The organism is Pseudolactococcus piscium (assembly GCF_002441695.1).
GTDB lineage: Bacteria > Bacillota > Bacilli > Lactobacillales > Streptococcaceae > Pseudolactococcus > Pseudolactococcus piscium.
Genome location: NZ_JXJW01000002.1, coordinates 172,064 through 197,722, shown reverse-complemented (window position 1 = coordinate 197,722; position 25,659 = coordinate 172,064). Strand labels below are relative to the sequence as shown.

Below are 25,659 nucleotides of genomic sequence, written 5' to 3'. Positions count from 1 at the left end.
CGAAATATGCCTTTTGTCTCCAGTCTGAAATAGCATCAAGCTGATGCTATTTTTTAATTTAGAATTTGTTCCTTCACATATTCAGCATATTTAGGGTGGCTGTTCACAAGCTCATCATGTGACCCTGCTCCGGTCACTTCTCCCTTTTCAATAAAGTAAATTTTATCTGAATCAACAATCGTAGCCAGTCTGTGCGCAATCACGAGTGTCGTTCGACCGCGCATCAGATTTGCTAACGCTGCTTGTACCATCATTTCAGATTCAGAATCAAGACTTGCTGTTGCCTCATCTAGCATTAAAATCTTAGGATCTCGAAGAAAGGCTCTTGCGATTGCGAGGCGTTGTCGTTGTCCACCTGATATCTTAACACCACGTTCCCCAACGTCTGTCATTAATTGATCCGGCATTTCTGCTACAAAGTCTTTAGCATAAGCTAAGCTGAGGACATGCCATAGCGCATCATCTGTGAACACCATATCTAATCCATAGGTCAAATTATCTCGAATGGTTCCCGCCATAATCGCAGAATCTTGAGATACAAACCCAATCTGTTTTCGATAATCTGTCAAATTGAAGTCAGAAATCTCTTGCCCATCGATCTTAATCTGACCATTTGTCGGCGCATAGAACCGCTCCAACAAACTGAAAACAGTTGATTTACCGCCCCCTGAAGGACCTGCAAAGGCAATCACTTGCCCCGATTTCGCTTCAAATGAGACATCTCGTAAAATTTGATTGTCCGCATCATATGCAAAATCAACATGAGATGCAACTAAAGCTTTACCCGACAAATCAACTTTTTCCCCACTCGTAAAATCTTCGGGTATTTGTTCAAGTAATTCTGATACACGTTTGGTCGAGCCAGCTGCTTTTGCCATTTCAGTAAATAGTTGTGCCAGCATTGGTAACGCACCAATCATATTAAATAGGTACATTAGAAAACTCATCAGCGTGCCGATTTGCATCGCACCTGTAGCAATACGATGCATACCGTAAGCAAGTAGCCCAAAAATCATAGACATCATGACCATCATCATAAAGGGTTGCATGGTGGCATCAAATAGGGCTTCTTTTTTACCAACTTTAAAGAGTTTTTGAACTTCTGTATTCGCACGTTTCTGTACTTGTTGTTCCGCATTAGATGTTTTAACTAACCGTATTTCTGACAGTGTTTCTGTTGCAATCCCACTAAATTCAGATAGAGCATCTTGCCTTTGATGACCAATGACAGAGCCAAACTTAAAAACGGGTATCATGAGAAGCATGGCAAGCGGCACGACGATGACCATGGCAAGTGTCATGTGCCATTCCATCCTAAACATCATATAGACTGAGCCTACAAGTGTAATGATGGCAGCAAATGTCTGTGGAAAGACGTTGGCAAGAAGCTGTTTTACTTGACTGGTATCGTTGACTAAACGACTAGCGACCTCACCAGATTTAGCAGTATCATAATAAGTCACGCTTAGTGTTGTCAATCTTGCCCATAATTTTTTTCGGAGGCTAGCAATCACTTGTTCTCCAAAAATCCCTAGTATTGTCCCGCCAAGAGCCGAAATAATCGCAGACAAAAGGAATAAAATCACGACTTTTACTAGTAACGTATAATCAATCCCTTCACTAAACTGGTTAATCAAACTTTGTGCGAGTTTTGGGACATAGACTGTAATCGCACTAGAAATGCTAGCGAATAGGATACCGATGATTAAGTAAACATATTTAGGTTTTGCTTGATTTATCAGACCAAGAAAGCTTTTAAAACTAAATTTCGTCCCGTCCGCACGTACATTATTAGGATTCATATAGGCAACACCCTTTCCTTTAATTCATCAAAAATTGATTTGATTGTTTCTTTTATTGCGATCATAAACGGTGTTGCACCGAGTACCAAACTAACTGCTATATCTTGTGTCATCTTTTTCTCCTTTTTCTTCTTGATAATACCTTTTTACTAGTAACCTTATTTTTTGTTTTTAGACAAACTTAAAATCTTGTATCTCTTCTACCTTGACGATTATGATTAAGCCTGTCTCCACGACGTCTATCTGTTTGTCGACGCCTATCATCTTCATCCCAAAATGGCTGTTGAAAGCCAAATTCTGTTTGATGCTGATCAAACTCACGCATCATACGCCCTCTCGCTTGCCCCATACGTGAATTAATTTTCTCGAAAATTTTCCAGCGTTCATCATTACCAAATTCTTGATTCAGTTTATCCTGAAATGCTGCACTCGCTAATTGATTAGCTAACTTTTCGACACTCTCGCTAAAAGCAAGAAGCTCTTCTTGGCTGAACGCTTTAAATAATTCTGAGTTTAAGCCACCTGACATTTTTTCACGCTCAGCATACATCTCTTGTCCCACTGAAGTTAAGTTGACATAGGTGACACGCGCATCCTTTTCTGATTTCATTCTCTCAACTATCCCAGCCATTTCCAATTTCTTAATCATCTGTGTGACAGAACTTGGTTTAATATCAAGTACCTCTGCAATTCTGCCTGCAGTTACATCTTTTTCACTAGCCAATAGGTCTAACATCTGTGTGCCATTATCTCCACGTTCATCTAGTTTTCTTTTAAACATAAAGAATGGGTGCCTGGAAATCTTGCTTAAATTATTTAAAATATCATCTGTTAACATTTGTTTAGTTTCCTTTCTTATTACCTAACTAAATAATACTGTTTTTTATTTAGTTTGTCAACAAAAAAGTAAACTAAATATTAGTTTGTTAATCGACTCAAAAAAAGCTACCCAATTTAGGATAGCTTTTCAACCACTATGACGCGACATTCAAATTTTTTCTCTGCCTAATAAGAGTGAGCTGACAATCACACTGACACTGGATAAGCTCATGGCAAGTCCAGCAAAAATCGGATTAAGTAAGCCGAATGCTGCTAATGGAATGCCGACAACATTATATATAAATGCCCAAAAATAGTTTTGATGTATTTTACTGACTGTTTTTTTAGATAATTTGATAAGTGAGGTAATTTTTTCTAGTGCATGTTCTGATACCACCACAACATCACCTGATTGCATGGCAATGTCACTGCCTGATCCCATGGCAACACCAACTAAGGCACTAGAGAGGGCAACTGAATCATTAATCCCATCCCCTACCATCATGGCCTGCTTAGTGTCTGTTACGACTTGTGCTTTTTTAGCAGGTGTCGCATGGGCAATCACTGTCCCAACCTTAACCTGCTCATTAATCACCGCAGCAGATTCGGCATTATCTCCAGTTAGCATCATCGTCTGGATGCCTAATTTATGCAGATTAGCAATCGTCGCTGCAGCATCTGGTTTAACCTCAGATGAAAAGGTCGCAACGCCCAGTAACTGATTACCTGTGCCAAAAAAGATACTGGTATTTGCTGTTGTCTCAACGGTAATCCCCTGATCCTGCATCAAATCGGCATTGCCTGCAAAATAGACTTGACCATCGATTTGAGCAGTTAGACCACGACCAGCTATCTCCTTGAAGTCTGTCACTGCTAGCAGTTGATCTGTGATCAAAGACTGAGCCAGTGGGTGATTCGAATAACTTTCGATACTGGCTAACTTATTAAAGTCGGCATCAGAACCCGACCAATTAGCCAGCTTAAACTTACCCGTCGTAATTGTACCTGTTTTATCAAAGATAACCGTTTCGACACGTTTGGCATCTTCAAGCGCATTGGCATCCTTTATGAGAATACCATGCTTAGCACCCAAACCTGTCGCTACCATGATCGCAGTCGGTGTCGCAAGGCCTAGGGCACAAGGACACGAGATAACCAGCACGCTCGTCGTATGTAACAGCGCTATACTGATATCTTTTGTAAACAGCAGTGTCAAAATAAAGGTAATCAAGGCAATGACTAAGACCGCTGGTACAAAAATACTAGAAATTTGATCCGCTACTTTTTGAATCTTGGGTTTAGTTGCCTGTGCCTCTTCTATGGCTTCCATCATCTGTGAGATAGTCGAGTCATCTAATGTATGGATAACACGTCCTTTAATCAACCCATCCAAATTCACAGCACCTTCGGCTATAAAATCCCCTGTCCGTTTCGTAACAGGAACGGCTTCACCTGTTAAGGAAGAGGCGTCAAAACTTGCCCTACCAGATATAATCTCTATGTCTAGTGGGACACTCTCTCCAGCCTTAACATGTAAGACCTGATTCACACTAACGGCTTCAACAGGCATATCTACTTCTTGATTATCTTGAACGAGATGCACAGTCTGGGCTCGATTTTTTTGTAAGCTATAGATGGCCGCAGATGTATTCTTTTTCGCTCGATTTTCGAGATTTTTCCCTAATAAAACGAGGGTGATAATCACCGCTGAGGATTCAAAATTGACCGCTGACATATGCCCTAAGAACAGGCCAAAGACTAAACTGGATACATAGGCGACGGTGGTCCCAAGCGCGACCAGCACATCCATATTGGCCGACTTATTTTTAAGTGCCATATAAGCACCTTTGTAGAATCTAGCACCAAAAATAAACTGAACAGGTGTTGCAAGTATTAGCTGAACTAAAGGATTATGAAAGACCATCAAAGGATGGACTTGGAAGATTGCAGCCATCATCCCAATCAGCATCGGAAGAGACAGTAAAGCCGAGAAAACAAATGACCAAAAAAGTTGTTTCTCTGCTTTCAGTTTGGCCAGCCGAATCTTGTCACGATTTGCCTTATCATCAACAATGGCCCCATACCCTGCATGACGAACTGCCTGAATTATCTCGCTAAACTCGCTATCATCTGTCATGACAACCTTGGCTTTTTCAGTAGCCAAATTCACTGTCGCTTCTAAGACGCTATCAGATGCATCCAGAGCTTTATTGACTTGATGCACGCAGTTAGCACAAGTCATTCCCGTAATCACAAAAGATTGTGTTTTCATATGTCAGTATTGAACTTACTTGCAACTGGTTCTCCCTTAAGTAAGTTCTTCCTTTCTATTGTTTAAAAAAAGCGACGATGCCAAATTGCCACCATCACTTTGTTAAATTAGACGACTTGATAACCAGCATCTGAAACAGCCGCTTTTAGACTAGCCATATTTGGTGCATCACCTTTGACAGTCGCCTCGCCCTTTTTCAAATTAACTTTTACAGTTTTGACGTCTGCGACAGATGATAAAGCCTCTGTTACATGTGCAACGCAATTTTTACAGGTCATGCCTTTAATCGTTAAAGTTAGTTTTTCCATCATATCGTCTCCATTACTTTTTCTGTCGCACTTGTATGATCACATGTGCATTCAGATGACTTATCTAAACAGTCACAACTGACATGACATGCCGGTATTTTTTTGGCTAAAGCATCCGAGATGTCTTGTAAGCTTTCCTGTGTCAAATCAGCAGCATCTATCAAATTTGAAATCACATTCGCATATTTTTTGGCACAAACCTTATCTAATAAGTCTTGTCCCATTAAGTTAACTGCCTGACACTCAGACAAGGTCGGTGTATAAATAAATTTTCGACCCGACTTTGTTGTTGTCAAAACTTCTTTTTTTACCAAACGACCTAATAATGTTTTTATCGTTGCAACGGACCAGTCATTTGATGCCGCTATCTTACATGATATCTGATCAACAGATGCGCTCTCTAATGTCCATATGGCACGCATGATGACCATTTCTGAATCTGAAATATTCATCTTTATCTCCTTACCTCTATCTATAGTTTACAACTGTAAACTATATAAGTCAAGTCCAAAGACTTATTCATTATAAGTCTTTGGATTGTATAATCGAAACGATACCTGCTGTGAAGGAAATCGTAACCGGTTGCTCATCGATGAATTCATTAGATGACAAAGAAAAATTGCGTTCAAAATCCGTTCTATCTAGTTCATATTTAGCGTCCTTAATCAGAAAATTGCTCACGGGCGTTAGACTGGCGAATGCTAAATAGGTCATCGATGGATTTTTCACGATCTGATGTCGCCCAGGGCCTACAAATTGAATCACATTTTGACCGTCAATCAACCTGATTTTTTCTACTAGCTCAGCAAATCTTTTTTGCAAAACTAAATAAAAAATTTGAATACCATGATCAAATCTACCACCGATACCCCCTAAAATAAGTATCTCGTCAATCTTTTTAAAATGTGCCGCTACTGTTAGCATGGCAAGCTCTAAATCCGTATCATCTTTCTCAGCTGGTGACTGGTGAAGCTCATCTGCGTAGGCTGATACAGCTTCAAATTCTTCAGAATTAAGACTATCGAAATCACCGATAGCTAAATTAACAGGAAAACCGGCACGCATCAGGCGGTAGGCACCTCTGTCTACGCCAACAAAATAGGTATGTGCAATATCACCGCTTTGTGCGAGGTAAGTTTCAAATGAAGCTGCAGGACCTCCTGCTAGGACGACTATTTTCATACCCTTTATTATACCACTGATATAGCTGCTATACCACTCTGACACCCTAGATAATCTGCCAGCTAACTTGACAAAGTAAACAGGTTTCAATCATGCACTTATATTAGCGAATAAACTGAGTAAATGACCATCTATATCTTTAATGATGGCATAACGTTGTCCCCAAAAAGCATCCCAAGGGGCTTTAAATCCTACATAGCCCGCAGTGGTCATCTTATCATAAAGCGTATCGACTTCCTTAACCGTGTCGCATAGAAAGGCCAACTCTATCTTGTCACCTACTGTTTTCGGTTCATAACCGTATATACTCGATAGCATGTTTGCTGAATTCAGAGACAAACGAATCCCCTCATGTTTTAATTCAACATAATCATCTGATGCCTCACTTGAGACAGCAAATCCTAATGTCTCATAAAACTGAATTGCCTTTGCCATATCCTTGGTAATGATACCAACCATGTCTAATTTCATATGCATTCTCCTTGTCATCACTTCGTTACATCTCAATAAGTTAATCCCAACCTGTTAAAATATAACTAAAAATTTTGTTTTCCCCAATTATTCAATTCATTTAGAAAAGGGACAAGCTCTCTTCCCTTATCAGTTAACCTGTATACAACGTGAGGTGGGATAGTATTGAAATCAGTTCTTTGGACCAGGTCATATGCAACGAGTGTTGTAAGACATCTTGTCAACATGACATTTGTTATCCCCTTTACTTCTCTTTTTAACTGATTAAACCGGATATCTGTCTGTTTAGACATCTGCCATAAAATATTGAGCTGCCACTTACCACCTAAGATAGCCATTATTTTCGAAATGCCACATTCATTGTCAATCATTCATCTTCCTCCGCTTGATTACAGTAACAAAAAAGTGCGTACTTATATTTTTGATTATAAAGCTTATAATAGCATATATCACATAGAAAAGAGATATTACCTCATGACTTACTTAACCTTTTTAAATGATCGTGCTTCTGTAAGAACGTTTGATCCCAACTATGAGATCTCAGACAAAGAGATACAAGAGATGATACAAAGTGCAGCAAATGCACCATCAAGTAATAACTTCCAACCTTGGAAAATTATTGCAGTAAAACATAAAGAAAAACAAGACGTCCTCAGAACATTTGCCTATGGTCAAAAACAAGTTAAAGATGCCTCTGTTGTTTTCATAATCTTTGGCGATAAGACATTATATGATGCAGATAAACTTATGGACTTTAATATTGAACGTGGTACGCTAACTGAAGCAGACAGAAGCTATAAAATGACACGTGTCTCAACCTATCTAAACTTACATCCAGAAGATATCGGTATTGAAGGATTGAAATTCGATAGTGGCTTATTCTCAATGAATCTGATGCATGTTGTTCGTGCTTTCGGCTATGACTCAGTACCGATGATAGGGGTAGATTTTGATAAAATAAAAACCTACCTTGATATCCCTGCTAACTACCAAGCTATGTTGCTGTTACCTGTTGGTAAAGCACTAAAGCCAGGCTATCCACATGTGCGATATCATTTAGATGAGTTTTTTACACTTATCAAATGAGTTTATTTATCTTTCTTATATCGTTTAACAAGTAGAGAGTACTCACAACTGTTTGTTCACTCCCCATATCACAGACTTCTCACCTTTTTCGATGGCTTCTTGATAGTAGGCTAGTTTATTTCTTAAAATATCTCTTTGTTGGATACTTTCTATTAGTTTATTTTCAGCCTGTCTTAATTCATTTGCTATAATCTCTGAACGCTCTATCACACTGTCATCTCCGATAGCGCAAAGGTCTATATAGGCTTTTATACTCGGTAAAGACATACCAGTATGACGTAATGCTAAGACCATTTCAACATACTCCAGATCTTTATCAGAAAATAGGCGTATATTTTGTTTATTTCTGGTAATGTTTGGAAACAAGTCCTTATTCGCATAAAATCTTAAGGTATGGGGCGATATGTTAAACTCTTTTGAAACATCTTTGACTGTATACATCTTTTCTCCTTGACTGATAGTAACTCTCATGCAATATAATAGCTATATTACACATTTAAAGGAGATTTTGCAATGCATAAGAACGTATGGATGATAACAGGAAGCGCCACAGGTCTGGGCAAAGCTTTAGTTAGCTACTTACTCTCACAAGACTGTTTAGTTGTTGCTACAGCACGGCAGATACAGGCGATTAAAACCTATATTCCGAACTGGCAACACCTAGATAATCTGCTGATTTTAGAAGTGGATGTCACCAATCAAATGCAAATTCATCTGGCAGTACAAACTGTAATAGAGAAGTGGGGAACAATCGATGTCCTTGTGAATAATGCAGGGTATGCCTATTTTTCATCTATTGAATTTGCTAATACTGACGAGATTAAGCAGCTATTTGACGTGAATCTCTGGGGTGTTAAAAATATGTTAGATGAGATTTTACCAATCATGCGTCAAAATAAAAAAGGAGACATCATGAACGTCTCCTCTTTAGGAGGTTTAAGAGCTTTTGCTGGATTTGGTTATTACCATGCGACAAAATTTGCACTCGAAGGGCTATCTGAGAGTTTGGCTTTAGAGGTTAAGCCACTTGGTATTCATGTCACCTTATTAGAACCAGGTGATTTCAAGACAGATTTCGCCAATCGATCAGCTAAAGAGAATAAAAGTGTCCATCCGGCATATACTGACACAGCTGGTAAAAACATCCAAAACTTAAAAGCGCTATCTGGCAATCAACCTGGGGATCCAAAAAAAGCTGCCAAACTGATTTATAATCTACAGCAGTCTAGTGATACCCCCCTACATTTTCTGATGGGTTCCGATGCTTACTTGAAAGCTACTGAAAAATTAAATGCCTTAAAAACTGCTTTTGAGCAAAATTATCAGCAAATTATCTCGACAGATTATGAGCAATGAAAGCCATTTGATCTTGTTTTGATTAACAAAAAACGCCCTAGGACGTTTTTATTTTGCTTATTTATACATTGATTTAGATTTACCATACCACCACTTAAAGAAGTGTTTTTGTAACCAAGGTTGGATCCATTTATCTAGTCCAAATGAACGACCTGACCCATTCATCAAAGCAATTGCGACAAAAATGAACCAGATGTTAACCCAGTAGAACATACCTGATAATGAGAACATCACTGTCAATGCCGCCGTTGCTGCTGCTGCAAGCCAAGTAAATGCACCTACAATCAAGGCAAGTGCCAAGGCAACCTCAACAACTGACATGAATTTTTGCATGAACAAGGCAACTTCTTTGTTTGGAATCATAAATTTGAAAATAGGTTCCATCCAGTTTGGTAACTTGTCTAGCACAGCCATTGGTTCATGACCGTATGAATATGATAAGCCAAATTGGGCAGCTGATTTAGTTGCTTCACCTGCGCCAGAAGCAACTGCGGTACTTGCACCTGCTGCTGCATCTGCTGCTTTTGTAGCCGTTTCTGCACCACCTGTAGATGCACCCGCTGCTGCGTCTGCTGCACCACTAGCTGCTTCTTTAAGCCAGGCAAATGGGAAATGGAGGTCGTTATTAAACCAAGACCCTTTACCAAACCAGGTTGTTGGGTCCCAAAGCTTACCATCACCAATCCATTTTGATGACGCTTCAACTAACCAGACTAAGCCATAGAAGACACGGAGTGGCACTGACCAAAGCACATTACCAAGACGAGACGTGTGACCACGGAAAAGGTTACGTTCGTTACTGGTATGAAAAATTTCATTTTTAAGATAGGTAAACATGTACCATAGACTACCAATCTGTAGTGTGTACATGATAAAAATCAGATGCTTAACAGCCATGGCAAAGAAGCCTGATAGATGGAGTTTGCCCATGAGTGATGCGACACCCCATTTAGAGCCTACAGATACCATCGTACCCTGATATTTCCCAACAAACTGATGCTTCTCGCCACCTTTAATGTCTGCAATGATATTTTGAGATGCTGTATGCGCTGTTTGTTCAGCTGCCTCAACAATTTGTGGTGTTGGACGGCCAGTTTCTTTTTCGATATAACCTGATACATCACCAGCAACATAAATGCCTAGGTCCTCGAAGCCAACTGCTTCCATATAGGCATTAGCTGTTAGACGTTGACCACGTTCACTTTGTGCTAGACCATACTGTGTTGCTTGTGTGTTACCTTGCACACCAGTAGTCCAAATCAAGGTATGTGTCGGTACATCAGCACCATCTTTAATCTTGATATGATCTGGTGCAACTTCTGTGATCGCATGATTTAAGAGTAAGTTAACATGTTTCTTAGCTAGATACTTGACAACTTTGTCAGCGTCTTTACGATCTAAAGTATTTAGAATCGTCGGCATCATTTCGACAACACTTAATGTGAACTCTGACTCATCTAATTTGTACTCACGCGCAACAACGCTACGCCAGTCAATTAGTTCGCCAATCATTTCTATCCCGGTAAAGCCTGATCCGGCAACGACAAAATTAAGCAAGGCTTTGCGTTTTTCATCATCATGTTCTAGAGATGCTTGCTCAACAACTTTCTCAAGATGGCGCTTGATTTTAAGCGCATCTTCCATCGACCATAAGGTAAAGGCATTTTTTTTGACACCAGGCACACCAAAATCATTTGGTTCGCCGCCGATTGCTACGATTACGTAATCATAGTCAATGACACCACTATGTTTGGTCGTAATTTTTTTGGCTACTTTATCTAACCCGACCACTTCATCAGTTAATAACTGTACATTTTTTTGGTGGGCAAATAATTTTTGTAAGTCATATTGCGCATTGGTAAATGGCACACGACCAGCAGCGATCTCATGTAGTTGTGTCATCATCGTATGATAGCTATGCTTATCAATCAGTATGATTTCTGCCTCATTTTTAAGCTTTTTAGATAAGGTCTTAGCTGCTTTAACACCAGCTATACCAGCACCTATCACCGCAATTCTTTTCTTAGACATCGGGTCTCCTAATATAATAAATTCGTATTTTTTTTCACATAGTACATTATAATTATAACGCTTTCATTGACAAATGTAAACCTAACTTATCAAGTTGTCTCACTGAATTCTTTTATAACTGTTAAGAAAGCTTGACCAAATTGAGCAGCTTTTTTTTCACCTATACCAGACACGGTTAGCATTTGTGATAGACTTGTCGGTTCTGCCTCAGCCAAATTCATCAATACTTGATCTGAAAAAATCATAAATGGTGGTAGCGCAAGTGTTTTGGCAAAGCTTGATCGTTCTTTTCGGAGTAACTCGAATAACTTGCCACCAACTTCTCGTTTACTTGCAACAGATTTCTGGATGGCTTCAGCAACTTTGATTTCACGCATCATCACTTGTTGTTCAGATTTTAATACCTGAACGCCTTTTTCTGAGATACTGAGTCCGTTATATTCTCCAGCAACTAAAAGATAGCCATCCGCAACCAGGTAATCGACAAAATGATTTAATTTTTTTACTGACCACTCTGACATTAACCCATAAGTTGAGAGCGTATCAAAACCAGTCCAACGCATTTTTTCAGCTAACTTCCCTCTTAGGACACTGACAACCTGTGTCCTCGAATAATGACCTTCACGCATCTGACCCATTCTGACGATATTGGATAGCACTTTTTGTGCGGCGACTGTCATATCTGTTAATTCACGCGTATCTGTACAAGTAGAACAAGTGCCACACGGTACCATCTCTTCACCAAAATACTGGATGATATAGCGTTGGAGACAAGCTTCTGTAGCTGAAAAGGCCGTCATTTCTTGTAACTTAGCTAGTTCACGGTGCCTATAAGTAGGATCTTGATTTTCTGCATTGTCAATGAAAAAACGTTGGAGTTGGATATCACGTGCAGAATATAGCAAAATCGTCTCACTTGGCAAACCGTCTCGACCTGCTCTCCCAATTTCTTGGTAGTAAGCTTCAATCGATCCAGGCATACCTAAATGAATCACATACCGAACATTTGTTTTATTAATCCCCATACCAAAGGCATTGGTCGCGATGATGACCTGAAATTCATCATATAAAAAACCATTTTGAGCAGCTTCACGTTCTACATCAGACATGCCAGCATGATAGCGACCAGAAACAATGCCAGACGTCGCAAGCAATGCAGCCAATTCATCTACTTTTTTACGTGTACCTGCATAGATAATGCCAACATCATCCGGATGATTGTTAACATAAGCAACGACAAATTTTAATTTATCACCACTTGATAAGCCTTTTTCGATTTTTATGGCAAGATTGCCCCTAGCAAAACCTGTTTTAACAGTTTTATCAATCGCCAATATCTGTGCTAAATCTGCCTGTACTTTTTCTGTTGCGGTTGCTGTCAGCGCCATGACATTTGGCCGATTAGTTAGCCCTGCTATCAAGTCAACTGCCTTTAAATAAGAGGGTCTAAAATCATGTCCCCACTGAGATAAAACATGTACTTCGTCGATGACAACTAAGCTCAGGTCTAGACTTTGAATAAATTGGTAAAAATAGGCATCTTCTAGGCGTTCTGGTGCCACAAAAAATATCTTATAGACCCCTCGTCGGATATCGTAGGTTCTTTCCTTAATCTCCTCAAAATCAAGCGAGCTATTAATCATCGTTGCCGATACACCTGCCGCAACTAACTCATCCACCTGATTTTTCATCAAGGAAATGAGAGGCGATATCACCATGGTGCAGCCGGGTAATAGCATAGCAGGAATTTGATAGGTTAGAGATTTCCCGCCTCCTGTTGGCATGATACCTAAGGTCCTATTACCTGACAGCACACTGTCGATAATTGCTTCCTGGCCTTCCCGAAATTTGTCATAGCCATATACTGATTTTAATAGTTCTATTGTCCTTGTCATCCTTTTATTATATCAAAAGCTTGATCTGTCTGCACGCGATCTTCCTCAAATTTTATGCCTTAGTCAGGGACTAATTTTACCTTGACCTTAACCCCTTACTGAAAGGGTTTAACATGTAGAAAAAAATAGTTTTTAAAAACAGTTGACATCTCACCTTCTATGTGGTAATCTGATATAAGAATTTCGTTATCTTCGTTATAGTAACCTTTCGTCGAGATTTAAGAAAGGGGAATGCAAAATGACATTCACATACACAAGCGAAGACTTTAAATATAGAGTATCTCTTGACACTGTATCAAACAGATTTCAAGCGTATCTTACTGAAGATAATAGCATTTACGCATCAGGTATTACACTTGAGGAAGCGGTATTCAATTTAAAATCAATAATTTAAATAAAGAAAGATAATCATGGAAAACTATCCACCTTTATAGCAGCATCTACTTAACTAAATGAGTAGGTGCCTTTTTTATACCCTTTTTTACGGTAGCAAAAACCCCTTATAGGGTAAACCTACAAGGGGACTTACTAGCTATGATTCATCTAATCATAAAAATGAATTAATTAGCTGTCTTTTCGCTTAATATACCATCTTCCATGTAATATACTTTATCACAATAGTCAACTAAACGTAAATCGTGGGTAACCATGATCGTTGCTTTGTTTTTTTCTTTTGTTTCTTTAGCAAGAATCTTAACGACTTCAAATGCTTTATCCGTATCCAGACTTGCAGTTGGTTCATCTGCTAAGATGATCGTCGGATCATTATAGAGCGCACGTACAATGGCAACACGCTGTCTTTCACCGCCTGATAACTCATCGGGGTATTTATTAACAAGACTGTCAACACCTAACTGCGCTAGTAAATCAGTGCCTGTTTTCTTTGCTTTATTTTTAGTCACTTTATCAACAAGCTGTAGTTGTTTTTTGACTGTTAAGAATGGCACTAGATTTGAGGCTTGTAAAATAAAACCAATCTCTTCAAAGCGCAGTTTAGCACGCGCTTTTTCTTTTTTTCCACTAAAGCTGTTCCCATTTACTAGCACTTCACCTTCAGAAGGGGCTTGCAAACCACCTGCTATCGTTAAAAGTGTACTCTTTCCTGATCCTGAGGGTCCGATGATGGCGACAAATTCCCCTTTTTTTACAGAAAAATTGGTTGCTTTTAAGGCTTCTATTTTATCATCACCATCTTTAAAACATTTAGTGACATTTTTTAATTCAATTGCATTCATTATTTCTACCTCCTACCCGATTGCTTTCAAGGGATCAATTTTAACAATTGAACGTACTGAGAATAAAGCGCCTAAAATTGCCACAAGCACGATAAGAATCCCAATCCCAGCTAAAAATACAGGATTAGTTTGGAAAGGCACAGCATCAGGTAAGACTAAAGCAGATGCTAAAGTTGCAACTAAGCCACATAATACACCACCTGCAGACAGAATCACTGTTTGTGCAATCACAGATCTAGCAATATAGCCACTCGAGATACCTTGTGCTTTCATGACGCCGAAAATTGCAACTTTTTGCATGGTTAAGACATAGATGAATATACCGATAACAACCGCTGCAATCACCACTAGGAAGCCAATCATAAAGCTAAAGGTTAAGACTTGTGCATTGTAGCCAGGCTGAACATTGATAAATTTGGCAATCGTCAGTTTTTCAAGACCATCAGGTTTATCAGTCAGCTCACCCTTTGTCACGATGGCATTAATCAAATCCTTTTGTTGCCCTACATTTGCTGCACCATAGCGAATCGTTTTAAAGGTATCAAGCGAGGTATAAAGGACTGGCGCTACGCTAAATTTAGCATTATCGGTAAAGCCTACGATGGTTAATGATTCATTATTCGTTGCTAATTTAACCTTATCGCCTAGTTGATACTTATACCGTGTTTTTAAGCTGTTATCCGCAACAACTTCTCCTGCTGCTGAGAACATCTTGCCCTCAATCACATTTGGCTTTAAAAATTCATTTGGCTTAATCCCAAAGAAACTGACATTTTGCTTATCATCTGAGTCTTTGATGTTAAAAATAATACCGGGCATTTGTGCAAGTACTGCCTTGTCTGTCGCTTTTACTTGATTAACAGCATCTGGGTCAATCATCGACATGGCTAGATTATCATTTGCCTTATCCGACAGCAAAATATTCGTTGCTTCCCATTTATTTACGGCAAGCTGATACTGTTGGGCTAATCCATAAGCTAATCCTGATAAGAAAAAAACAAGATAGGCAATCAAAAAAGTCACACCAATCACTAGTGCATATCTTAATTTTGAATGCCGAATTTCATTCAGTGCTAAAAACATACTACATCCTCCTAATTTATATCCATCTATCTTCATTCACTTTGCTATAAAATAGCTAATCAAATTATAACAAAAAATAACCAGAATTACGGTTATTTTTTATTTTTTTTGTTATATATCTTTAGCGCTCCGTGAATAGGGATTCACTGCGTTTCTTTTTAAGGAGAAATGATCTGGTACATAATCAATCCCACCTTTAACAAATGGATTACACCTCAAAATACGAGCAGTTCCCATCACGACACCCAGGATACCATGTTTATGGATAGCCGTAATCATATAGTTAGAACAGGTTGGATGGTAACGGCAAGCACCTGGTAACAAAGGTGAAATTGCGACCTGATAGAGTCTAACTGGTGCAATGAGTATGCGATTCACGATATTTTTAAGCATGCTGATGACTCCCTTCTTTTGCTACTATCAATAGCTAATCTCGATAACTAATTTCGATAACTAATTAGACTTTTAATTTGATGATGAATTTTGTTCCTTTTGGCTGGTTATCCTGGACCTCTAGCTTGCCCCCGCAGGCATCAATAATTTGTTTGGCTAGAGATAAGCCTAAGCCAAAACCACCTTTTTGACGTGTCCGAGCTTTATCAACACGATAAAAGCGATCAAATATTTTCTTTTTGTCATCATCTGAAATCCCATAGCCATTATCAGCTGTCGTGATGGTCAAATTTTGACCAATCTTATCAACCGTCATCGTAATGTCACTACCTGGGTCAGAATATTTCACCGCATTATCAAAAAGAATCGTTAAAACCTGTCTAATCAGACCTTCATCCAGCTTAACAGATCCTTTGAGGGCAACGTTACTTGAAAATTGTTTTTGCGAATTTTCAGCAAGCAACTGATAATTCTCAAATATCGCTTCGAAATAGGTCTGGTCAACATCACTCAATTCAACCTTTAATCCATCATCTCTTTTAGCAAGATTAAGTAAATTAGACGTCAGTATGCGCATATTCCGAACTTCTGCCAAACTCTGAGAGATATTTTCACTTTGGTCAATGATGGTAGCTGTTGGTCTTTGAAATAATAATTCTAACCGATTTTGTAAAATGGCTAAAGGTGTTCTGAGTTCATGACTGGCATTTTCAACAAAATTCTTTTGTTTTTCATAGGCAATCAGGACCGGTTTTTGTGACCAATGCGCCAGATAGATGCTTGCAAATAGTGAAATTAACCAAAAACTGATCATCGTCGTCATGATAATGAACTGACTACGTGCAAGACTTTCAGAAAGTTGATTGACATTTACGAATAGTTGAATATAGGTAATATTTGTCGTAATCCGCTTGTCAAAAGAGACCTTAAACAGTCGTGTTCGATAAAGAAGGGTTTCTCCAGTTGCCGTCTTCATGGTCACTGTTGTGATTTTTGACAGGTTAGCCTTGCTAAACTTTAGATTTGAAGAGAGGGTAGTTGAGGTAATATCTGATTTTGCATTTAAAACTCTACCATTTTTATCATATAAGACGACTGTTTGATTAGGCGCAACTTTTGGTGAATCTGACAAGATGGGGTCATCAAAATTATCCACTTGGTATAGCGAACTACTATCAGAATTATCACGGGAAGCGAGGCTTAGTAAGACAAGTGGATTTTTGGATAGTCTACCTATTGTTTCATCCGTTGTCTTATAGATACCAGTTGTTAGCGTTTGTAAGATGATTAATGTCAAGGCACCAAAGATAATCGTAAAGACAACAACAAAGTGGAAAAAAGTCTTGAGGTCAAATTTAAAGATAAGCCGACTCATCTTTTTGCGGTGCTTTAACAACTTTCTCACATTTCTCTCCTAAACAGACCTATTATCTTAAAATATAACCGACATTACGTAGAGTGGACAAGTTTTCTGCGAACTTCGTCCCTTTTAATTTCTTACGCAGCTTAGACATGTAAACTTCAACTACCGTAACCGTCGTATCACTGTCAAACCCCCAAATTCGATCAAATATTTGCTCTTTAGGTAGGATAACATTTCGATTTTGCAAGAAATAGAGTAAGAGGTCGAATTCTTTACCTAAAATCTCAACTGTTTCTCCGGATATGGTCACACGATTGTTGGCCGTATTAACTACCAATGCATCATCATATTTAATGGTTGACGTATCTTCAATTTTACCATAACGTTTGAGTAAGACTTGAATTCTTGCCTTTAATTCGTCTAAGTAAAAAGGTTTGGTTAGGTAATCATCAGCACCAATATCAAATCCGTGTATTTTATCATCGATACTCTCTTTAGCTGTCATGATCAAGACAGGCGTCTTAATGCCTTTTTGTCGTAACTCTGACAGCACCTCAAAGCCATTTTTTTCAGGTAACATGAGGTCTAATAAAATCATATCATAGATATTCATTTCTGCCTCGTATAATCCCTCGTCACCATCAAATACTTGAACAACATCCGCAAAGTTTTCTAAGAAATCATACACTGAATTAGATAGAGAAATGTCATCTTCCACTAATAATATTTTAATCATCGGCCTGTCTTCCTTTTCTAATTTACCCCATAATGGGATAACCGCTCTTTTTATTTATTTTACACTATTTTATAGGAAAAGACTTAAGGTAACCATAAATCAACTAGGTGTTACTGACAAATTGGACTACTATGAAAAAAACCGATTACTCGGTCTATTCTACAGTGACAACAAAGGCATCCCATGGTGTTAATGTCATATCAAGCAGGCTGTCTGGTGTTGACCCATTACTCATAATATCTGCTACCTTAACTAAATGGGTGTTAAACTGCTCATATTCATCAGAGAAATTAACGACTATCAGATATTTTTTGCCTTTGTACTGACGCAAGTAGGCAAAAATATTTTCTGATGTCGGTAATAACTGATAGTCTCCATAGACAATCCAGTCATTTTGCTTGCGCAAGGCAATTAATTTTTGATAGGTATAAAAGATTGAGTCTGGATCCTCTAATGCTGCTGCCACATTGATTTCGGTATAATTATGATTTACTGCAAGCCACGGTGTACCCGCTGTAAATCCAGCAGATGCCGTCGTGTCCCATTGCATGGGTGTTCTGGCATTATCACGTCCAACAGCGCGGATACTCGCCATGATGTCATCAGGCGCATAGCCTTGGGCAAGCCGCTCTGCATACATATTCAGTGATTCAATATCTTTGACTTGATCGATCATCTCAAACTTGTAGTTGGTCATGCCAATTTCTTCACCCTGGTAAATAAAGGGTGTCCCGCGCATGAAATGGAACAACATAGCAAACGCCTTGGCACTCTTAATCCGATTGTCCTGATCATTTCCCCAGATAGAGATGGCACGCGGTAAATCATGGTTATTCCAAAAGAGAGAATTCCAGCCTTCTCCTACTCCCAAATCCGTTTGCCATTTAGAGATAACCGCTTTAAACTTGGTTTTATCTAGCGCGATGACATCCCATTTAGGATTTTCCGGCTCATGAGACAGGCTAATGTGCTCAAACTGAAAGATCATAGCAAGTTCTTGACGTTCTGGTGCTGAGTATAACTTGGCAATCTCAGGTGTTGCTCCCCAGGTTTCACCAACTGTTAACAAATCCTTATCTCCAAAAGTCGCTTGATTCATTTCATGCAGATAGTCATGTAATTTCGGTCCATTCCCTGTGATTTCCTGATCTGGTATTTTACCAATCAAGTCAATCACATCCATCCGAAAGCCGCCGACACCCTTATCAATCCAAAAGTTCATCATATCATAGATAGCCTTACGGACTTTTTCATTTTCCCAGTTTAAATCTGGCTGTTTTTTAGAAAACAGATGGAGGTAGTATTGACCACTTGCTTCATCTAATTGCCAGGCTGATCCCGAAAATGCCGATGTCAGATGATTGGGTTGATCACGCCAGACATAATAATCTCGATAGGGATTAGCTTTGGACTTCTTGGCTTCTACAAACCAAGCATGCTCATCTGATGTATGATTAACAACCAAATCCATGATCAGTTTAATCCCACGTTGATTAGCTTCTGCTAGCAGTTCATCCATGGCAACCATGTCACCAAAGATACTGGCAATCCCTTCATAATCTGAAATATCATAACCGTTATCATCCATGGGACTAGCATATACAGGGCTCAACCATATGGCAGTGATGCCAAGTTTTTTTAGATAGTCAAGTCGACTTGTGATGCCTTTGATGTCTCCGATACCATCACCATCAGAATCTTGATAACTACGGGGATATATTTGGTAGGCAACAGCTGTTTGCCACCATTTTTTTTCAAATGTCATATCGTTAAGTTCTCCTTCTAAAGCGGTTTACATCTATTGGGATTTTTTATTCAGATGACATCAAACATCACTTGTTTGACACCTGCTATTTTTTCATTGATGCCATTTTTATCCTATTTTTTTAGTGATAATCCCGTCTTTTTTCGGACATAAACTAGACTATCTGTGCCTATTATATAAATAAAAAACTGATTTATCAATCAAATCAGTTTTCTAACTATTTATCCCAAAAGATCTTTTAATTTAGCTTGGTACTTATCAAAATCAATCAATAAACCGGCGCCACCGTATTGATCCATTGCATCAACCCAGTCACCATTTTCAGGTACAGTATGGCTTTCAATCCCCTTACTTGCATCAAACAACAAGCGTGGGGCTTTGGTCAACATGAACGAATTTGTCAGGTCAGTCGAGGTCACACCTTTTATCGTTCCCAAGGCTGAACTGCCTGTAAACAGAGTTAAGGGATTTTTAACACCAGACATGATGGCCTTCATCACTTGTTGTTGGCGTTTGGTACGACCAAAGTCGCCCTCATCATCTTTACGGAATCTTGCATAGTTAAGTAAGGTACGACCATCCATCTTCTGTGGTCCCGTTTTAATCACTTGCACTGGATCTTGATGAGCAGGTGTCCAATTCAAGTCATCTGGCACTTTAACTGAAGTCACTTTTTGCTGATCAACTGTTGAAAATTGGGCATCTATTTTAAGGCCCATCGGGTAGAGAGAGTCAATGACTGTTGCAAAACTGTTAAAGTTAACCAAAGCGTAATAAGTAATGTCGATGCCAAAGTTTTTATTCAAAACCTCACGCATATATTCAGCACCTTGATTATGATCTTGTTCGCCGATATTATAGGCGACATTGATCTTAGTATCTGCGCCATATTGGCTAACACCTGGCTGATAGACGAGTGTATCTCGCATAAAACTGACCAGTTTAATCTTGTGATCTTTGCTATTAATCTGCATGACCATAATAGAGTCACTTCGCGCATCACCTGTATTTTGAAAATCTCGTTGGTCTGTCCCAAGGATTAAAATATTAATCGCGCCTGAAGCAGGTTTCTTACCAGAAAATTTTTCCGTTTTCAAGCCTTCTGGCGCTTTACTCTTACCACGTTGATACCCATATATGAAAAATCCGATCATTAAAATCAGGACCAACAAAATAAAACGTCTTAGTTTTTTTAAAAACCCTACTTTTTTCCGCTTTTTCTTGTTTTTTTTATGATTGGGGTGATGCATACTAGGATTAGGTTGCCCACCATAGCTATCATAAGCTTGTTGCTGGTGCATATCAGGACGATCCTGGCCTTGATGACCATATTGGGCGTTCTGATTAAATTGACCATTATCATAGCGTTCATCTTGCTGTGGCGCTTGACTTTGCCGTATAAAATGCTGTCCAGTCAATCGATTATATTCTGCTAGCTCTGCATCATTTAGATACTTGAGATTTGCATGTAAATAGTCTATTCTTAATTTTACTCTTTGATCCATTCTCCCATTTTAACAGAATGCTTACAGAATGTAAAAAAAAAGCTGAACAAAGTCAGACTTTTCTTGCATAATCTTCTATTTTTGAGACAACTTCTGAAATATTGATACCGGTTGTATCGATGAGGATTGCATCACTTGCTTGTTTTAAAGGACTAACTAATCGTGTTGTGTCTTTACGATCTCTCTCAGCAATCTCAAATTTCAACAAATCGTAATCCGTTTCTATGCCTTTTTGTAAATTTTCTTTGTACCGCCGTTGCGCACGTTCTTCAACAGATGCAACTAGAAAAATTTTCAGTTCGGCATCAGGTAATACGACAGTCCCAATATCTCGGCCATCCATGACAATGCCACCATGACTTGCAATCTCGCGCTGAACATCGACCAAATAGTCCCGAATTTCAGCTACAGCTGAAATTTTGGAGACAGCATTTGTAACATCGTTTTGTCGAATGGCATGTGTTACATCGACTTCACCAGTATAAACAAGCTGACCTTCCGGTGAGTTCCCAAAGGAAATTGGATTCTCTTTTAATAACCCTATGATACTTGGACCATCTGTGTCATCTAACCCATTACAAAGTGCAATGTAGGTTGCAACACGATACATGGCACCCGTATCAAGGTAAATGATGTCAAAGTCCTTAGCAATTAGTTTAGCGACTGTTGATTTACCACTGGAAGCTGGTCCGTCAATCGCAATTCGTATATTTTTTATATTCATTTTAATTTAACTACATCCCCTGGGTTAGCGTACCAATTTGCCACAGTCATCCCGTTAGCTTTTGCAATTGCTTCAGCAGATGCACCCGTTCTAGCCGCAATAGCATATAAGCCTTCTCCTGCTAGGACTGTTGTTGTATCACCTGCAGGTGCAGCTGACGACGAACTTGCTGGTGGTGCTTCTGAAGATGCTGCTTGCGCACTACTTGATGCTTCTGAAGACACTGATTTTGAGACACTCGATTTACTTGTATAAAAGCTCGATGAGATTTTTGTGTTATCAACTAGACGATTGTTCCAAACAATAATCATGATAATACCACCAATGATGACAACTAAGAGAACGACTAGAAACGTCAGAAAATTTGTTGATGCTTGCTTCTTTTTATTTGAACGTTTCGGCGGCGCACCTTCTCGTGACTCTTGCATGGCGCCATATATTTCGTTATTCCATGGTTCTTTATTTTTGGCCATGATGCCCTTTCTTTGTTATACTAATACTATGATAATAGAAATCCTACCAGAACAGTGTATCGCCTGTGGTCTTTGCCATACCTACAATAAAATTTTCGATTACGATATCGATGGCTTAGTTCGCTTTGAAAATGATGAGACAGTCCTTGAAATACCATCCCATCCAAGTCTTACTCAAGCAGCTAAGACCTGTCCTACTCATGCTATTAGAATAAAATCAGAGTTGACCTGACTAAGGGGCAGACTCTTTTTTTATGTCAACCTATTTTTTGGTGACAATACTGATCATAAGTTAGCGATTAATGTTGTTTTTTATCTTTTAGATAACTATTAAAATAATGATCCAATTGACCAATTAAAATTAACTCACCCTTAAAATTAGGGTTGATAGTTAAAGTATCAATAAAATATTTTTTGGGCCATTTTCTCATATAAAAGATTCTACCTTTAGTTGTCCGATCATCATAAATGATAATTGCTCTTTTACTGACTGCTACTTTAGTGATACTTGATATCACAGTTTTAGCTGCGTAACCCGGTACTAACCCACGAGAAAGGAGCAAGTCCTCATCTTCAGAGATTTCAAAGTAACGCTGAAAACCAAGCCAAACCAGCACAACAAAGATAATAAATAAGACAAAAGAAGAGGTAGAAATTTGGGTATTCTCATATAATAGTGCTAAGCTAATAAAAATAGGTGTTACTGAGAGACACCAGTAAATAATTGTAAAAGATAGCTCTGGTTGCCAATGATACCTATATTTTCCAAATATTTTAATCACGCTTCTTAATTCCTCGTCTCTATCTCGTACTATACCTTAATCTTATCATATTTTCCTAAATAAAACATAAATAACCCAATAAAAAAATCGGATGATTTATCTTTTTCCCATCAATTGATTTACAATTTAACCTTTATATTTTAGGATAATCTACAAAAGCGATGCGTTAAATATAAGCAAGTTCTATGTCGTAACCTTACCTTTTAATTCAGCTAAAAAACGTTGTCCAAGATCCGATAGTAAGCCCTTCTTATGGGTAATATAACCAATCTCAATTGTTTCATCTATATCTAATAACACACTTACAATTTCATCCCCATTTAAGTCACTATTTAAAACGCCTGTTGAGATGGTATAGCCATCAAGTCCAATAAGCAAGTTAAACAAGGTTGCTCTATCTGACACCACAATAGACTTATCATGTCTGGCAGTTGAAAGAATTTCCTCAGAAAAATAAAACGAGTTGCGCTCCCCTTGTTCATAGCTTAAATAAGGAAATGCAGACATTTCTTCTATTTTAACAGATGCTCTATCGGCCAAAGGATGCTGTTTTGAAATGAAAATATGGGGTGCTGTTTGAAATAATGGCGTAAATTCAAGGTTACTATCACTAAATAGTTTCGTTAGCACATCACGATTAAAATCATTTAAATATAAAACGCCAATCTCTGATCTGAAATCTCTAACATCTCCTATCACCTCATGTGTTCTGGTTTCACGTAATATAAGTTCATAATTCCTCATGTCACTCTCATGGAGGATACTTGCAAAACTTTCAACCACAAAAGCATAATGCTGGGCAGATACCGCAAACAACTCTTTTTTCTCTCGATTAAATTTATAACGTTCTTCTAGTAACTCTGTCTGTTCTACGATTTGTCTTGCATAAGATAAAAACTCTGCACCATCTGAAGTCAGTGTAATGCCACGCGTTGATCTGGTAAAAATCTTAATATTCATCTCCTCTTCTAATTCTCGCACTGCATTAGATAGGGAAGGTTGGGTCACAAATAGGTGTTTAGATGCTTCATTCATTGAACCAGTTTCGACGATTTTAATAATATATTTTAATTGTTGTATCCTCATAGTATTTTCTTATACCTTTCTTATCCGAATCAAGCCCATTATGGTAATTTGTTATAGTTATATTCTATAACATTACTAGAAAAATTACTAGGAGGAGTGTATTCATGCGCTTTCGTAACCGTTTTCTGAAATCGCTTTTTTTACTTGTTTCATGTCATCTTATGTTGTTTTATTAAGGATAAAGGTGTAGAATGAGTAAGTAATAATTATTCTTACTATTTTATAAGGAGGAACTCAATTTGAGTATCGGAATCGTAATTGCGAGCCACGGCGAATTTGCCGAAGGAATCCATCAATCAGGCTCAATGATTTTCGGTGAGCAAGAAAAAGTCCAAACGGTCACTTTCATGCCTAGCGAAGGTCCAGATGATTTGCGCGCCAAAATCGACGCTGCAATCGCTACATTTGACGCTGATGATGAGATTTTGGTCCTTGCTGATTTATGGAGTGGCTCTCCATTTAACCAAGCAAGCGCTGTTTTAGGAGAAAATCCTGACAGAAACATCGCCATTATCACTGGTTTGAATTTACCTATGTTAATTCAAGCCTACACAGAACGGATGATGGATGCTGAAGCCGGCTTAGAAAAAGTCGTTGCAAACATCCTGAAAGAAGCAAAAGACGGCATTAGAATCTTGCCAGAAACGCTTCAACCAGAAGAACTAGCACCAGTAGCATCAGCAGCACCTGCTGCAGTTGCTGCTATCCCTGAAGGCACTGTTATCGGTGACGGCAAACTTAAAATTAATCTTGTCCGCATCGATACACGCTTACTTCATGGTCAAGTTGCAACAGCTTGGACACCTGACTCTAAAGCAGATCGCATCATCGTTGTATCTGATGCAGTTGCTAAAGATGAGATGCGTAAACAACTGATCGGTCAAGCTGCACCAAATGGTGTCAAAGCAAACGTTATTCCAATCGCTAAAATGATTGAAATTGCAAAAGACCCACGTTTTGGTAATACCCATGCATTTTTATTATTTGAAAATCCACAAGACGTGCTTGCCGTTGTTGAAGCTGGTGTCCCATTAGACACAGTTAACGTTGGTTCTATGGCGCACTCTACTGGTAAAGTAATGGTTAATAAAGTTTTATCTATGGATGAAAAAGATGTCGAAACTTTTGAAAAGCTTCGTGATCTTGGCGTTAAATTTGACGTCCGTAAAGTACCAAATGACTCAAAAGCTAATTTGTTCGATTTGATCAAAAAAGCTAACATTAAATAAATAGCAGTCGCTTTTCTATTTTATAGGTAAGCGGATTAGCTAAATATCCTATCGAAAGGAACT

The 25,659-nt window shown here is 38.6% G+C and carries 26 protein-coding genes; 4 read left to right on the top strand and 22 right to left on the bottom strand.

The genetic code is table 11. The annotated features are described in order from the left end of the window. Nucleotides 1–53: 53 nt before the first annotated feature. The 8 genes from RU86_RS01840 to RU86_RS01805 form a co-directional block, all read right to left on the bottom strand. The gene (locus RU86_RS01840) at nucleotides 54–1,802 is read right to left on the bottom strand and encodes an ABC transporter ATP-binding protein (protein ID WP_096813763.1); all 1,749 of its coding nucleotides are present in this window, start codon (nucleotides 1,800–1,802) and stop codon (nucleotides 54–56) included. A gap of 181 nt (nucleotides 1,803–1,983) precedes the next feature. Then, on the bottom strand, nucleotides 1,984–2,640 hold the full coding sequence (locus RU86_RS01835) for a MarR family winged helix-turn-helix transcriptional regulator (protein ID WP_096813762.1): 657 nt from the start codon (nucleotides 2,638–2,640) through the stop codon (nucleotides 1,984–1,986). A 150-nt stretch (nucleotides 2,641–2,790) separates the two neighbouring features. Next, nucleotides 2,791–4,893 (bottom strand): heavy metal translocating P-type ATPase, encoded by a 2,103-nt coding sequence (locus tag RU86_RS01830; RefSeq protein ID WP_096813761.1) that lies wholly within the window; start codon nucleotides 4,891–4,893, stop codon nucleotides 2,791–2,793. 107 nt (nucleotides 4,894–5,000) lie between these two features. After that, nucleotides 5,001–5,204, bottom strand: coding sequence for a heavy-metal-associated domain-containing protein (locus RU86_RS01825; RefSeq protein WP_425435884.1), 204 nt, complete (start codon nucleotides 5,202–5,204; stop codon nucleotides 5,001–5,003). Beyond that, complete coding sequence (locus tag RU86_RS01820; protein WP_245810454.1) at nucleotides 5,201–5,653, bottom strand: CopY/TcrY family copper transport repressor; 453 nt, start codon at nucleotides 5,651–5,653, stop codon at nucleotides 5,201–5,203. Before RU86_RS01820 ends, RU86_RS01825 begins: the two co-directional genes overlap by 4 nt. A 70-nt stretch (nucleotides 5,654–5,723) precedes the next feature. Then, nucleotides 5,724–6,383 carry a thiamine diphosphokinase gene (locus RU86_RS01815; RefSeq protein WP_143468077.1) on the bottom strand — a complete coding sequence of 220 codons (660 nt, stop codon included), beginning with the start codon at nucleotides 6,381–6,383 and terminating at the stop codon, nucleotides 5,724–5,726. Nucleotides 6,384–6,473: 90 nt separating this feature from the next. Then, nucleotides 6,474–6,854: a VOC family protein gene (locus tag RU86_RS01810; RefSeq protein ID WP_096813757.1), complete on the bottom strand. Its 381-nt coding sequence runs from the start codon at nucleotides 6,852–6,854 to the stop codon at nucleotides 6,474–6,476. Nucleotides 6,855–6,919: 65 nt separating this feature from the next. After that, a complete protein-coding gene (locus RU86_RS01805) occupies nucleotides 6,920–7,225 on the bottom strand; it encodes a winged helix-turn-helix transcriptional regulator (RefSeq protein ID WP_096813756.1) in 306 nt (101 codons plus the stop codon). A gap of 103 nt (nucleotides 7,226–7,328) precedes the next feature. Between RU86_RS01805 and RU86_RS01800 the strand changes: the two genes are divergently transcribed. Continuing rightward, nucleotides 7,329–7,940, top strand: coding sequence for a nitroreductase family protein (locus RU86_RS01800; protein ID WP_096813755.1), 612 nt, complete (start codon nucleotides 7,329–7,331; stop codon nucleotides 7,938–7,940). A 42-nt stretch (nucleotides 7,941–7,982) separates the two neighbouring features. On the opposite strand, the gene RU86_RS01795 is transcribed toward RU86_RS01800, so the two are convergent. After that, on the bottom strand, nucleotides 7,983–8,381 hold the full coding sequence (locus RU86_RS01795) for a MerR family transcriptional regulator (RefSeq protein ID WP_096813754.1): 399 nt from the start codon (nucleotides 8,379–8,381) through the stop codon (nucleotides 7,983–7,985). 72 nt (nucleotides 8,382–8,453) lie between these two features. Here RU86_RS01795 and RU86_RS01790 point away from each other — a divergent pair, with 72 nt between their 5' ends. Beyond that, nucleotides 8,454–9,296, top strand: a complete 843-nt coding sequence (locus RU86_RS01790) for an SDR family NAD(P)-dependent oxidoreductase (protein WP_096813753.1) — start codon at nucleotides 8,454–8,456, stop codon at nucleotides 9,294–9,296. Nucleotides 9,297–9,353: 57 nt separating this feature from the next. On the opposite strand, the gene RU86_RS01785 is transcribed toward RU86_RS01790, so the two are convergent. The 11 genes from RU86_RS01785 to RU86_RS01735 form a co-directional block, all read right to left on the bottom strand. Then, the gene (locus RU86_RS01785) at nucleotides 9,354–11,327 is read right to left on the bottom strand and encodes an NAD(P)/FAD-dependent oxidoreductase (protein ID WP_096813752.1); all 1,974 of its coding nucleotides are present in this window, start codon (nucleotides 11,325–11,327) and stop codon (nucleotides 9,354–9,356) included. An 89-nt stretch (nucleotides 11,328–11,416) separates the two neighbouring features. Further along, entirely contained in the window at nucleotides 11,417–13,222 is a 1,806-nt protein-coding gene (recQ, locus tag RU86_RS01780) for a DNA helicase RecQ (RefSeq protein WP_096813751.1), read from the bottom strand. Nucleotides 13,223–13,782: 560 nt separating this feature from the next. Next, nucleotides 13,783–14,457, bottom strand: coding sequence for an ABC transporter ATP-binding protein (locus tag RU86_RS01775; RefSeq protein ID WP_096813750.1), 675 nt, complete (start codon nucleotides 14,455–14,457; stop codon nucleotides 13,783–13,785). Between the two features lie 12 nt (nucleotides 14,458–14,469). After that, nucleotides 14,470–15,540: an ABC transporter permease gene (locus tag RU86_RS01770; protein WP_096813749.1), complete on the bottom strand. Its 1,071-nt coding sequence runs from the start codon at nucleotides 15,538–15,540 to the stop codon at nucleotides 14,470–14,472. A 111-nt stretch (nucleotides 15,541–15,651) separates the two neighbouring features. Next, nucleotides 15,652–15,918, bottom strand: coding sequence for a membrane protein insertion efficiency factor YidD (gene yidD, locus RU86_RS01765; RefSeq protein WP_218839027.1), 267 nt, complete (start codon nucleotides 15,916–15,918; stop codon nucleotides 15,652–15,654). 79 nt (nucleotides 15,919–15,997) lie between these two features. Next, the gene (locus tag RU86_RS01760; protein WP_096813776.1) at nucleotides 15,998–17,308 is read right to left on the bottom strand and encodes a sensor histidine kinase; all 1,311 of its coding nucleotides are present in this window, start codon (nucleotides 17,306–17,308) and stop codon (nucleotides 15,998–16,000) included. A gap of 52 nt (nucleotides 17,309–17,360) precedes the next feature. Then, on the bottom strand, nucleotides 17,361–18,032 hold the full coding sequence (locus RU86_RS01755) for a response regulator transcription factor (RefSeq protein WP_096813747.1): 672 nt from the start codon (nucleotides 18,030–18,032) through the stop codon (nucleotides 17,361–17,363). Nucleotides 18,033–18,186: 154 nt separating this feature from the next. Further along, nucleotides 18,187–19,797, bottom strand: coding sequence for a glycoside hydrolase family 13 protein (locus RU86_RS01750; RefSeq protein WP_096813746.1), 1,611 nt, complete (start codon nucleotides 19,795–19,797; stop codon nucleotides 18,187–18,189). A gap of 221 nt (nucleotides 19,798–20,018) precedes the next feature. Then, nucleotides 20,019–21,302 (bottom strand): LCP family protein, encoded by a 1,284-nt coding sequence (locus tag RU86_RS01745; protein WP_179296172.1) that lies wholly within the window; start codon nucleotides 21,300–21,302, stop codon nucleotides 20,019–20,021. A 52-nt stretch (nucleotides 21,303–21,354) separates the two neighbouring features. Further along, complete coding sequence (gene cmk / locus RU86_RS01740) at nucleotides 21,355–22,020, bottom strand: (d)CMP kinase (protein ID WP_096813774.1); 666 nt, start codon at nucleotides 22,018–22,020, stop codon at nucleotides 21,355–21,357. 2 nt (nucleotides 22,021–22,022) lie between these two features. Beyond that, on the bottom strand, nucleotides 22,023–22,499 hold the full coding sequence (locus RU86_RS01735; RefSeq protein WP_096813745.1) for an SAG1386/EF1546 family surface-associated protein: 477 nt from the start codon (nucleotides 22,497–22,499) through the stop codon (nucleotides 22,023–22,025). A 28-nt stretch (nucleotides 22,500–22,527) separates the two neighbouring features. Here RU86_RS01735 and RU86_RS01730 point away from each other — a divergent pair, with 28 nt between their 5' ends. Next, nucleotides 22,528–22,731, top strand: coding sequence for a ferredoxin (locus RU86_RS01730; RefSeq protein WP_096813773.1), 204 nt, complete (start codon nucleotides 22,528–22,530; stop codon nucleotides 22,729–22,731). A gap of 67 nt (nucleotides 22,732–22,798) precedes the next feature. Here RU86_RS01730 and RU86_RS01725 read toward each other — a convergent pair whose 3' ends face one another. Next, nucleotides 22,799–23,281, bottom strand: coding sequence for an EbsA family protein (locus tag RU86_RS01725; RefSeq protein ID WP_096813744.1), 483 nt, complete (start codon nucleotides 23,279–23,281; stop codon nucleotides 22,799–22,801). Between the two features lie 183 nt (nucleotides 23,282–23,464). Further along, nucleotides 23,465–24,367 (bottom strand): LysR family transcriptional regulator, encoded by a 903-nt coding sequence (locus tag RU86_RS01720; protein ID WP_096813743.1) that lies wholly within the window; start codon nucleotides 24,365–24,367, stop codon nucleotides 23,465–23,467. Nucleotides 24,368–24,606: 239 nt separating this feature from the next. On the opposite strand from RU86_RS01720, the gene RU86_RS01715 reads away from it, so the two are divergent. Next, nucleotides 24,607–25,596, top strand: a complete 990-nt coding sequence (locus RU86_RS01715) for a PTS sugar transporter subunit IIB (RefSeq protein ID WP_096813742.1) — start codon at nucleotides 24,607–24,609, stop codon at nucleotides 25,594–25,596. Nucleotides 25,597–25,659 lie beyond the last annotated feature (63 nt).